Genomic DNA, 10,991 nt, shown 5'->3' on the forward strand with positions numbered 1-10,991 from the left:
GAAGTAGATGACTCGCACTCCACCACGCTTCCCTGAACCCGCCACCGACCAACGAACCTTTCTACATCCACCGCTACCTGGAATGGGATCGCCAATTTCCGGATTGGCTGCCAGCCAGGCAAAGAACGCATTCCGTTCCTCCTCAGTCCAGATCTTTCTGGCATCTGATTCGAATGTAGGGGTTTCGATGATGGTAAACATGATGATCAATATACGTCATTGACGGAGTTTTGCAAGGTGGCGGGTGGAAGGGTTAACGCCGCATTCACCGGCTTGTGGACTTCCCCCAATAAAATGGACACGCCCCATCAGTTAATTCCCTCAAACTCTATCGGAGTCCGGTAGCCAAGGCCACTGTGCAGCCGGTGACTGTTATAAAAGCCCTCAATATAGTCTTTTATATGTTTCCGTAACTGCCGCATCGTCACAAAGCTGGTCGCATGCAGCAATTCTCCCTTCAAGGTTTTGAAGAAGGATTCAACCTCAGCGTTGTCTGTGCATTGTCCCGGTCGATTCATGCTGTGGCGCACGCTGTTCTGGTTCAGAAACGCCTGTGTTTTCTGAGCCCGGTATTCCGTGCCTCGATCGGTGTGGAACAACAGACCTGCTTCCGGTCGCCTCGCTGCAAACGCCTCTCTCAGGGCACCTTTGGCCAGTGCCGCATTCAGGCTTTCATCCAATCGCCAGCTGATAATCCTGCGCGAGAACAGATCCAGAACCACCGCCAGGAACACGTATTTTCGACCTAGCTTGATGTAGGTAACGTCACTGCTCCATTGCTGATTCACCGCCACGGGCTTCTCGACGCTCAGGCGGTGATTAGGAAGAGCTTTGAGTTCGTCACGGCGCTTGCTCATTCGGCGATACACTCGCATCACTCGCGCTTTCATGCCCCATTCCTGCATCAGGCGCGCCACACGATTCTCGCCAACCTGTTCGCCTTCCCGGCGCAGGGCCTGATAGACCCTGGGGCTGCCATAGCGCCCTTTGCTGCTGTCGTATACACGGCGGATCTTCAACAGCAGTTCGGCGTTCTCAGTGGCTCTCAGGCCAGGCTTCCGGTTTGCCCAGGCATAGTAACCAGACCGCGACACCTTCAAGTGCCGACACAGCGCTTTTACGTTGTGTTCCCGTCGGTGTTTCCAGACGAACCGGAACGCTTCCGTCGTTCCTCGGCCTGAAAACGTTGAAACTTTTTTAGGATGTCGTTTTCCTCCTGAAGCTCCGACACTCGGCGTTTCAGGCGGGCAATCTCATCCTGTTCCTGTATTTTCTTTTTGGCGTCGGCTGGCGCTTTCTTGACCCGTTTCATGGCGAACTTTCCTTCACGGTATTCCTTTCGCCAGCGTGACAGCATGAAGGGGTGAATATCCAGCGCTTCGGCAACGCTTTTGACGCTGCGGTGGGCCTGGTGACTCCACTCCACCGCTTTGACCTTGAACTCAGTGGTGTACTGCTGGGTTTTCTTCCCCGTGATCATTTCCGGCATCGGTTTGCTCCTCCTGCGGAGTTATCGATGCGTGTCCACTGAATTGGGGGAAGTCCAGCGTCCGGTTGACCGACTGGTTAGAGCCTGATGATTTCAACGTCATTGCTGCCACCGCCCTCGACAACCCACATGCCAGCCATGCTCTGAACATCCTCCAGTGACTCATCCGCGTGGCTGGTCGTGGTGATATGGTGATTTTCCATGCGATCAGGATCGGTTACAAACAGGTCCATTGCTGACTCCCACTGCTCACAATGGGCTCCCCAGGCGCAAAACAACGCTATGCGCCGGTTGAATAGCTCTTCCAACAGTGGCTTGTACTGTTCAGAGTATCGTCTGTTGGTAGCTAGAATGACCTTTCTGGGCTTCATGGTTCGTCAGCTCTAACGAATGATATGGACTCCCCCTGCTCCCACGGCATCAGTCATGTGCCACATTGAAGGTGTCTGGCATCTTCAATCCGAAGCAGGAGGAGTCACCATGAATGTTACAACCATTGGCATCGATCTGGCGAAAACTGTGTTCAGTATTCATGGCACCAATCAACACGGCAAGGTCGTGGTTCGCAAACGGCTCAATCGCCCTAAGCTGCTGGCGTTCTTCGCACAACTGCCACCGTGCCTGATCGGCATGGAAGCCTGTTCCGGTGCCCACCATTGGGCCCGGGAGTTGTCCAAGCTCGGCCACGATGCCCGGATCATTGCGCCCCGCTTTGTCGCTCCGTATCGCAAGAGCAGCAAGAATGACGACAACGACGCCGAGGCCATCTGCGAAGCCGTCAGCCGGCCCAATATGCGCTTCGTTCCCATCAAGACTGCGGACCAACAAGCGGTACTGTGCCTTCACCGTATTCGCCGTGGGTTAACCAAAGAGCGCACAGCCCAGATCAATCAGATTCGCGGGCTGTTAGCCGAGTTCGGACTGATCATCCCCCAGGGGCGCTATCATGCCCGACACCGGATTCCCGAAATCCTGGAAGATGCTGAGAACGGTTTACCCATGCTGGCCCGGCGTTTACTCAACAACATCAACCAGCGCATTCTCCAGCTCGATGAAGAGATCCTGGCCTATGACCGGGAAATCGAAGCCATGGCCCGGCGCGACGAGCAGGCCAAACGGTTGATGGCCATTCCCGGCATCGGCCCACAAACAGCCACTGCGATATTGGCCAGTGCGCCGGATCCCAGACAGTTCAAAAGCGGACGACACTTTGCCGCCTGGCTCGGGCTCGTGCCCAGGCAGTACTCGACCGGAGGCAAGCCCCGGCTGGGTAGAATCACCAAGCGCGGGGACAAGTACCTGCGAACACTATTAATCCACGGCACTCGAGCGGTGATTGCCAAACTCGACGACAAACACGATCAACTCAGCGAGTGGGCCAAAGGGTTGGTGGAACGCCGCGGCTACAAACGAGCCGCCGTGGCATTGGCCGCCAAGAATGCCCGGATTATCTGGGCACTGTTGATGAACCAAACTGAGTTTAAAACACAGCCTGCAGAGGGCTGATAACGGGCAACAACGACAGGCAGAACACGCCTGCCAGCCGAGTCTTGCAACGGCAAGCGATGACGGAACGGTCAGACCGAGAGTGATTGAACCTGTTGTGCTTTGCGGCTGATACAAGCCGACTAACGAATGAGGTCATCACTCACACGCATCATCATCCTGGCCCGGGCTGAAACGCCCACACAGAGGCCGAATGTAGAGCTGCAGTCTCAAACCGCTTCGAAATCAAATGGCGTTGCTTGACCGCAGGGGGAGTCCATGTAGCCAGCGCACAACGGCGCCCTTGTAATGGAGGCGCAGCCGCAATGAAAAGGGCGTCCGGCGGCCACCGGCCGCGAATTGATGCGCCTTGTTATGTTTTACTTGAAATGGCCGTAAACGCCCCAGCCACGACCAGTTATGCCCAGATTCACCAGCAAGTCAGCCTCTTGCTTGCCCACGTAATCCGGATTTTCTGACTCCCAGATTTTGCGTTTAATGTACTTGGCCCAGACTTTTTCGAACTGACTTTCCGGATTTTTGTTTCCGTTACAAACCTCGACAAAGCGCTCCTGGGCTGGTGTTTCAGGACTAATTGCCCCGCGCATGAGAGCTGCAAGCCACGAGCCGTATGTGACCAACAGCTCGATCTCGTCCTCGGAGAAGAGTGTATCGGGCACATTGGGCTGAAACTCCATTTTCCGATATTTCATGTGTTCTGCTGAAGCCACTGATCACTCCAGAAAACATAACGCTGCCAGCATGCGCGCCTGCGAAATGGAGGCGAAGCCGCAATGTAGTGGGCGTCGCCGTGACTGGCCTGGTTATGTTCTAGTGACGATACTGCGTCATAAGCTCCGAACAAAATTTCCTTAGCTCCGCTGCATGGGATTTGATGTTGTCCTTCGTACCATGAGAAATGACGATGTGCTCTGTTTCCGTCATTGCCTTGCCCTTGAAAACCGCCTCCATAACCGGGAGGGTTGGGCCCGCGTAATATTTATCTTTATCAAAGCCAACTTCTGGAAAATAAAGACCAAACAGCATTGCCAATCTTTCAACTTCCTCATTAACCGCATCAATTAATGAGTAGTCCGGATTGAAGTTTCCATGTTCGTCTCGTCGACCAATCTGGATATCCTTGAGCAAAGACCAAGCATTTTTCTCATACGCCAGCGTTGCCTGGTAAGCCTCCTCGATTTTCTTGATGAGTAGCTCTTTCCGAGTTCTTCTAGTGACGAAATATTGGTTGAGAAGCAATGCGGCAATAGCAATGCCGCCTGTCACAAGCACAGAGATTAGTCTCGCCTGATCTGACGTATCCGAAAACACCCCTGCGAACCAATTTAGCACTTACACTCCTCTAGATTGAAAACATAACGCTGAGGTAACCGGCGCCGGAGCGCAGCGGAGGGAACCGAAAGCGGTACGCTTTTGGCGTCCGGTTGACCGTTTGGTTATGCACTGCCTTTTAGCTGAGGCACCAAGTCTTTCGGATCTCCCCCTGCCTGAAGTTGGCGCCAAATAGTCAACAGCTTTTCAGAGTTAACTTTGATCCAATCCACAATCGCTTTCTCGTATTTCTTCTTTAGTGTTCCCTCAAGCCGATGAGGAGGTTTGATTGCAAAGCTTGCCACATGATGCTGGCTTGAATAATCAACATGCAAGTGCGGCAGCTCATGACCTTTTTCTTGATACATCTTGAGCTTCAAATTCTGGCGCTTCAGCAACGTAAACTCGGGGAAACCACTGTGGCCACCATCAGACGGTGCGTCCAGCATGTCAATTTGAGCAAGCTGCCTTTGCAGTTCTTTCAATTCAGGCTCTAAACTCACAGTTGTCTCCTTTTTAGTGCATAACGCCCGCATTTGCGGCTGGTTTGGAGCGCAGCGGAAAACCAGCGTCCCGTTGACCACATGGTTATAACCTAAAGGTCGCGCCAGGCTGCGAACTCCAATATATTCTCGACACGAGTGACACGGACATCACATTTTGTGAACCTTGCTCTCCAGAATCGCTCTCGGCTTTCCTGTGTTTCCTGATCCTTCCTTTCAACGATTTGAATATTCTTTCCTCGAAGCCTTGATTGTATGAGCTGGTTTAAATGCTCATCGCACCCAGAGTAACCCACGAGAATTGAACGCGCTGACTCTCCGAGAGCCTTTCCTAAGCGCTGCCAGTACTCTGAAAGGATATTTGACGAGCTTATGATCAGGGGCTTATGTCTGACATGAGTGAGAACGATGTGCGAATTTGAAGAGGGTGAAAGGTCTGCTCGAGCTCCTCCCATTAACTTTTTATTTCCGATGTACAGTGGTGAGCCATGGAGATGCATATACCATGCTTGACGGCTAACTCTATGTCGATTCATGAAGTCAGGATTGAACCCAGCGGCCCTGAACCCATCATTCAAGACATCCCGATAACCGTTCAGAATGCCCTCTTTAACAAACCCATCATAAATAAGGTTGTCATAGTTCAAAACGCCAATATGCGATGCAGTTTCCCTGATAAATTGCGCCAGAGGATCTATAAATTCTCTCGGCAGCTGTTTTCCAGAATCGTGAAAATAACATGCAACTTCGTGAATGAATTTTCTAAAAGCTGCCGGCAAATCTCTCGAATGGTCATTCAGCCACTGAACTTTGTCGGTCTCGAATGAACGTAAGAACCCCGCCGCAACGATGGCAACCTGCAGTTTATCAAGCTGTTCCTCGGACTGTGGGTATTCTTCAGCATTCAACCCCTCGATGGCTGAAATAACCAAATCCTTCTGGGCTTGGGTGAATCCCTCTCGATCATTCCATACATGCGAAAGCCCGGAGGAAAGCTGGAAATAGTCATTATCAAGAGACCGCCCCAGACCATTCCCGAATATGAACGTACACCTACTCACGGCCCCTCCTTTAGTTATAACGCCGCGTTCACCGGCTTGTCCGGTGCAACGCATGGTTATATTTGTCGCTGAGTTTGAAGATTGCACCCCCAACCAAAAACGAGAACAGCGCCCACCCGGCGACGAGCACCGAAGTTCCCATGGCTTCAGCAAGACGTATAGCACTGCCGCTAGCGATGCTTAAGGCTGCACAGCAAGCCATAACCAGAATAATCTCCTGACGTGTCAATCTGGCTTTGGGACTCCCTACAAAAATATAACGCGCAACAGAAAGAGAAAACGCAGTAATCGTTGCGCAGATAGCCGCTATTAGAGTCAAAAGCTCAAAGACACCTAGGCATCCGAATTTTGGGTGGCACGACTGAGCAAAATGCAGATAGCCCGCATTCCATACGGAAATGGGGATAAAAGCAGAAAGAAACGCGATAGCTAAAATTTTAATAATCTCTCGCATGTATCCCCAAAAATATAACGCCATTGTTTAGCGGCGCCCCGACAGGGGCGTCCGGTGGAGGCCGCAGGCGAGGCTGTAAACCAAATTGTGTAACTGCCCACGACTGAGTAATCTTTTCAAAAGGATACCATCGTGGGTACGCAATTGGACCAAGAAAAACTGAAAGCCATGGCCGCCGAGCTGGCCAAAGACATCAAGTCTGAAAAAGATCTCGGAGCCCTCACACAGCAGTTGGTCAAGCTCACCGTCGAGACCGCACTCAACGCCGAACTAGACGAGCATCTTGGATACGAGAAGCACGCTCTTGAAGGCCGTGGCACCGGCAACAGCCGTAACGGCTATTCCGCCAAGCGCCTGAAGGGTCAGCACGGAGAAGTGCCAATACAGTCTCCTCGTGACCGGGACGGTTCCTTTGAACCTCAGTTCGTCCGTAAAGGCCAGTCCCGCCTGACCCAGATGGACGACCAGATCCTGGCGCTTTACGCCAAGGGTCTGAGCACCCGGGATATCGTGGACGCCTTCAAGGAGATGTACGACGCGGACATCTCGGCCACGCTGGTGTCCAAGGTGACCGAACGTGTGATCGACCAGGTTCACGAGTGGCAGAATCGCCCGGTTGATCCGATCTACCCCATCGTCTATCTGGACTGCATCGTTCTGAAAATTCGTCAGGACAAGAGGGTAATCAACAAGTCCCTATACCTGGCCTTGGGCATCAACATGGAGGGCCAGAAAGAGTTGCTGGGCCTCTGGCTGGCCGAGACCGAGGGTGCGAAGTTCTGGCTATCGGTACTGACGGAACTGAAGAACCGCGGTTTGGAGGACATCCTGATCGCCTGTGTGGACGGCCTCAAAGGCTTCCCGGATGCCATTGCCGCTGAGTACCCCCAGACCAAGGTGCAGCTGTGCATCGTGCACATGGTTCGCAACTCGCTGCGCTACGTGTCTTGGAAGGACTACAAGGCCGTTACGGCCGATCTGAAGCAGATCTACCAGTCTGCCTCGGAACACGAAGCCCGGCAGGCGCTGGAGGCCTTTGGAGAACGCTGGGACAGCCAGTACCCTCAGATCTCCCGATCTTGGCACAACCACTGGGACAATCTGATCACACTCTTCGAGTACCCTCCGGCCATCCGGAAGGTGATCTACACCACCAATGTCATTGAGTCACTGAACAGCGTTATCCGTAAAGCCACCAAGCGTCGCAAGCTGTTCCCCACCGATGACTCGGCACTGAAAGTGGCCTTCCTGGCGATCCAGCAGGCCTCAAAGAAATGGACCATGCCGATCCGTGATTGGAAGCCGGCATTGAATCGCTTTATTATCGAATTCGGTGACCGTCTGGACGGCCACCTGTAATGGGGTGGGCAGTTACACAGATTTATTTACAGGCTCCCGCAGGCCGGAACGTACTACAACTATTTGTTAAATCGGTTTCCGAAACTGATTGCCTGAAGTCATAGTAATGACCTCCTTGTCCATGCTGATTTCCAGAGGGAATACCGCGAGCTTGTCACCGACCTGGCACTCGAAATCAATCGTGTATTCAGTGTAAAACTCGTAGGAGCACGTATCGTAAATAACACGCTCTGAGTTACTGAAAGTCATTGTGCCATCCTCTCTGAACGTGAACTGCTCAATGGTGCTGTCCGATACTTTCTTATCCAGCTCCCACTTACCGTAGAGCCAATTTGGATCAGAGGGCGGTGTAGAAAAGTAGTAAAAAGCAACCAAACCAAGCGCAAGTACACCGAATATAGCCTTCCTCATTAGCAGATCTCCATGTGGTTTTTGATTTAACGCCGCCAGCATGCGCGGCTACGGAATGGAGGCGAAGCCGCAATGAAGTAGACGTCGCAGTGCCTGGCTTTGTTAAATCTAGATATCAAGCCGTCACCTTAAATTTGCTTCCGCAATGTGGACAAGTTGTTTGCATTGTCTTACCCGCCAGTACGTTCATTTTTCCACCGCAGGAGGGGCAATCAATCATTAGTTTTTGTTTATGCTCCGTTGATAAACCTACATCTTGGCCGTAGTAACGGACAGCCATCAACTCCTGGCCGGCTAACCAAGCCATAAGGTCAAGCCAGTTGATCACCGCTTTTGGAGGCAGGGTTCCATGAACTGGATTAAAGCTGAGGGGCGCAATCGGCTTCGATATCGCTGGATGGCTAAAAAACGTTTGCTCCCTCTCTGAAAAAACATAATCCCTCACAATATCATCAGCGGAATTGAAGTAATCCAAGACTTCCCTGAAATCCCTTTTCTTCAGGTCTCTAGAACCCTCATACATTTCTTTCGATGAAAAAATACGAACAATAACATCATTTGACTCTTCGTCTTTGAACTGAGCAATCCATTGATAATTCAATATTTTTTCAGACCTAGCCCCTGAATGATAGATTGCAAACAGAACAGCGACTCCGATGCCAGTAAAAATGATCCAAGTATCCATACTAGTCCCATTTAACGCCGCGCACACCGGCGCGAGCTTGCGAGCGTCCGACAGCCGAAGGCTGTGTAGTGCTGCGCTTGGTTATGAGCGCTCACTTCCTGCCACCAAAATTATGGTGCTGAAACTCAGGCACGATCGGATTTTCGCTACTTCCGAGTTTTTGGCCGCAAAATGGGCAGAAAGCCACGGTGATTCTCACAGTCTCGATTGTCTGTCCCTCGTATTCAAGATAATGGTCCATTTCAAGATCTTTCTCTGTCGCAACCCTGTTCAGGTTGAGATAGACACCGGACCCTTCTTCTTCAAACCATGTCTCAGCGAGTGAGCAAGAAGAACAATTATGAATCAATTTCCGAACCTCGTTTTGCCGTCATAACGCTGAGCGCACCGGTGGCCTTTTCAGAGCGAAGCGGCGAAAAGGCCATCCGCGTGACGCGCCTTGTTGGGCCTTTTTTACAGGCCTAGCAGGTTTAATACTGGAGACCAGGCGCGCGCCACCAATATGGCCACAAGCCCGAAAATAAACCCGTATCTATGGATTTTATATTTCAGCTCAGCGCCTTTATCCAGTTTTTCGATCTGTGCTCGAGTAATGCTGAGCTTGTTGTCCAATCGTTTAAGTACGTCATCCAGATCAATGCTCTCTCCAGTGCCGCGGACAGTTGCCTGCCTAGCTCCCTTTAGCTGGGCATCATGGAGGTCTCTCTGATCTTGCTCAATATCCTGCTGCACATCAAACAGATGATAAATCTGCGGAGTCCATTCGAGCCGAGAGGCTAGTGTCAATGCTGAGGTAAGCAGTAGGATCCAGCCTAAGAGTTCCATCACATCTGCCACCGGAGATGTTCCAAACGACGCAGTTTGAATTGCAAGCCCAAGAAGGGTGAAGGTGAGGCCGAGTATATAGAACTGGAACTTCTCTTGGATCCTTTGTCCTGCCTCGGTATTCGACTCAGCCATGGCTGCTCCTTAATGGGCCCAACGCGAAGCGCACCGGTGCCCTTTACATAGCAAAGCGGCGTAAAGGGCATCCGTGTGGCGCGAATTGTTAAATACCTGTTGCGGACCTTAGCCGACCGACCGCTCCAATCAACTTTCCGAGCACCCCAGAAGCTTCGTTAGCACTGTCGAACAAAGCTAGCTCCTTGAACATTTTTTCTCTATCTTCTTTTAGCTCGGCTGAGAACCCCCTGAGTAGTTCAGCTTTCTCTTGAAGTTGCTTTTTCAATTGATTGTAAGCATCTTCGGAGCTTTCTTCTGTTAAACGGGTTTTTCTGAAATGCAGTTTTTCGTTCTCATCAAAGGAAAACGTAATCAGTAATGGTAGAGACTGCCCGTCCTGAATACCGAAGAACTCGTATAATGTTTTATTGCTGGACGGCTCTTTGTAAACCGGCACCATCATTCCATATGTCCCTGGGGGAAAAGAGGGCCATTCCACCCGGCCTTCTGGTCTCGCTGCCCAAAAAACAGCGATTTCATCACCAGTTACTTCATTTAACGCTTCAACGTACGAGTTTTTTCGTAACGCTTCGATTAGATGTGCGTGCGATGTATTGAACAATATCACTGCGAGAACTGGGAAATTTTCGTTGTGCTCTTTGGAGAGCAGTTTTATTTCCTCCAGCACGGAATTCTCCTTTATATTTAACGCCGCGCTAAACGGCCGTAGTGCAGGCGCAAAGCGCCGTAACGGAGGTCCAGGCCACGCAGTGGCCGATGTTTGAGCGCTTTGTTATGCATTTACCCACCTTGCGCGCTGAAGTAACACGAAATGCAGAGCAACAGCTAACGGTGGGATGACACCAAATACCAATGCCGGCCAGCCATATATGACGATTAGGCAAGCCGACGCATAAACTCCAGCAGCTACACCCCACCTAAACTTTCGAGTGAACCCGTACCGCCGCCCTTGAATAGTACGGACTATAAGCGACCACAGAACTACCACAGCGTACACACCTGCTATATTGCCGGTCGCTGATAAGGGCAGCAAGGCACTGTAGTCTCCACTGGAATCCACTTGCTGAATGACCGACGCGGGGATACCCACCAGCAAAGTGAGTATTGAGGTGTAGTGCGTATTCCAGACCAAGGTTGCCACTGATTCCAGACGAAGTCTGCCACCCATTCCACGCGAAAGCTGCCACTAATTCCACGGCAAAGCTGCCACCCCAGCAGACTGCCTGAAGCTCCATCAAAATCGTCCGGC

13 protein-coding genes and 1 pseudogene are annotated in these 10,991 nt (G+C 51.6%); 2 read left to right on the top strand and 12 right to left on the bottom strand.

Going from position 1 to position 10,991, the window contains the following annotated elements:
• From J122_RS24900 to J122_RS22570, 3 genes and pseudogenes are all read right to left on the bottom strand, one after another.
• A pseudogene (locus J122_RS24900) lies at positions 1–201 on the bottom strand (transcriptional regulator); the annotation flags it as partial.
• A 107-nt stretch (positions 202–308) separates the two neighbouring features.
• Positions 309–1,489, bottom strand: a protein-coding gene (locus J122_RS21385) for an IS3 family transposase (RefSeq protein WP_156471797.1) whose coding sequence is annotated in 2 segments (ribosomal slippage) — positions 309–1,190 and positions 1,193–1,489 — 1,179 coding nt in all. Because the reading frame shifts where the segments join, the coding sequence is not laid out codon by codon here.
• A gap of 77 nt (positions 1,490–1,566) precedes the next feature.
• Positions 1,567–1,722 carry a hypothetical protein gene (locus J122_RS22570; RefSeq protein WP_156471798.1) on the bottom strand — a complete coding sequence of 52 codons (156 nt, stop codon included), beginning with the start codon at positions 1,720–1,722 and terminating at the stop codon, positions 1,567–1,569.
• A 247-nt stretch (positions 1,723–1,969) separates the two neighbouring features.
• On the opposite strand from J122_RS22570, the gene J122_RS19480 reads away from it, so the two are divergent.
• On the top strand, positions 1,970–2,995 hold the full coding sequence (locus tag J122_RS19480) for an IS110 family transposase (protein WP_061333865.1): 1,026 nt from the start codon (positions 1,970–1,972) through the stop codon (positions 2,993–2,995).
• A gap of 359 nt (positions 2,996–3,354) precedes the next feature.
• Here the strand turns inward: J122_RS19480 and maoP are convergent, their stop codons facing one another.
• The 5 genes from maoP to J122_RS19505 all read right to left on the bottom strand — a co-directional run bounded on the left by maoP (position 3,355) and on the right by J122_RS19505 (position 6,324).
• On the bottom strand, positions 3,355–3,705 hold the full coding sequence (gene maoP / locus J122_RS19485; protein WP_061333867.1) for a DUF413 domain-containing protein: 351 nt from the start codon (positions 3,703–3,705) through the stop codon (positions 3,355–3,357).
• Positions 3,706–3,805: 100 nt separating this feature from the next.
• Positions 3,806–4,327 (bottom strand): hypothetical protein, encoded by a 522-nt coding sequence (locus J122_RS19490; protein ID WP_061333869.1) that lies wholly within the window; start codon positions 4,325–4,327, stop codon positions 3,806–3,808.
• Between the two features lie 104 nt (positions 4,328–4,431).
• Positions 4,432–4,809 (bottom strand): DUF4160 domain-containing protein, encoded by a 378-nt coding sequence (locus J122_RS19495; protein WP_197463897.1) that lies wholly within the window; start codon positions 4,807–4,809, stop codon positions 4,432–4,434.
• Positions 4,810–4,901: 92 nt separating this feature from the next.
• Positions 4,902–5,870, bottom strand: coding sequence for an SIR2 family protein (locus tag J122_RS19500; protein ID WP_061333871.1), 969 nt, complete (start codon positions 5,868–5,870; stop codon positions 4,902–4,904).
• A gap of 28 nt (positions 5,871–5,898) precedes the next feature.
• Entirely contained in the window at positions 5,899–6,324 is a 426-nt protein-coding gene (locus tag J122_RS19505) for a hypothetical protein (protein ID WP_156471799.1), read from the bottom strand.
• A gap of 144 nt (positions 6,325–6,468) precedes the next feature.
• Here J122_RS19505 and J122_RS19510 point away from each other — a divergent pair, with 144 nt between their 5' ends.
• Positions 6,469–7,683 carry an IS256 family transposase gene (locus J122_RS19510; protein ID WP_061333888.1) on the top strand — a complete coding sequence of 405 codons (1,215 nt, stop codon included), beginning with the start codon at positions 6,469–6,471 and terminating at the stop codon, positions 7,681–7,683.
• Positions 7,684–7,749: 66 nt separating this feature from the next.
• Here the strand turns inward: J122_RS19510 and J122_RS19515 are convergent, their stop codons facing one another.
• From J122_RS19515 to J122_RS19535, 4 genes are all read right to left on the bottom strand, one after another.
• Positions 7,750–8,094, bottom strand: coding sequence for a hypothetical protein (locus J122_RS19515; protein WP_061333874.1), 345 nt, complete (start codon positions 8,092–8,094; stop codon positions 7,750–7,752).
• Positions 8,095–8,209: 115 nt separating this feature from the next.
• Positions 8,210–8,779, bottom strand: a complete 570-nt coding sequence (locus tag J122_RS19520; RefSeq protein ID WP_061333876.1) for a hypothetical protein — start codon at positions 8,777–8,779, stop codon at positions 8,210–8,212.
• 453 nt (positions 8,780–9,232) lie between these two features.
• Positions 9,233–9,739: a hypothetical protein gene (locus J122_RS19530; RefSeq protein ID WP_061333880.1), complete on the bottom strand. Its 507-nt coding sequence runs from the start codon at positions 9,737–9,739 to the stop codon at positions 9,233–9,235.
• Positions 9,740–9,827: 88 nt separating this feature from the next.
• On the bottom strand, positions 9,828–10,409 hold the full coding sequence (locus J122_RS19535; protein WP_061333882.1) for a hypothetical protein: 582 nt from the start codon (positions 10,407–10,409) through the stop codon (positions 9,828–9,830).
• Between the last annotated feature and the right edge of the window lie 582 nt (positions 10,410–10,991).

The sequence above is a fragment of the Marinobacter excellens LAMA 842 genome, assembly GCF_001574445.1.
Classification (GTDB): Bacteria; Pseudomonadota; Gammaproteobacteria; order Pseudomonadales; family Oleiphilaceae; genus Marinobacter; species Marinobacter shengliensis.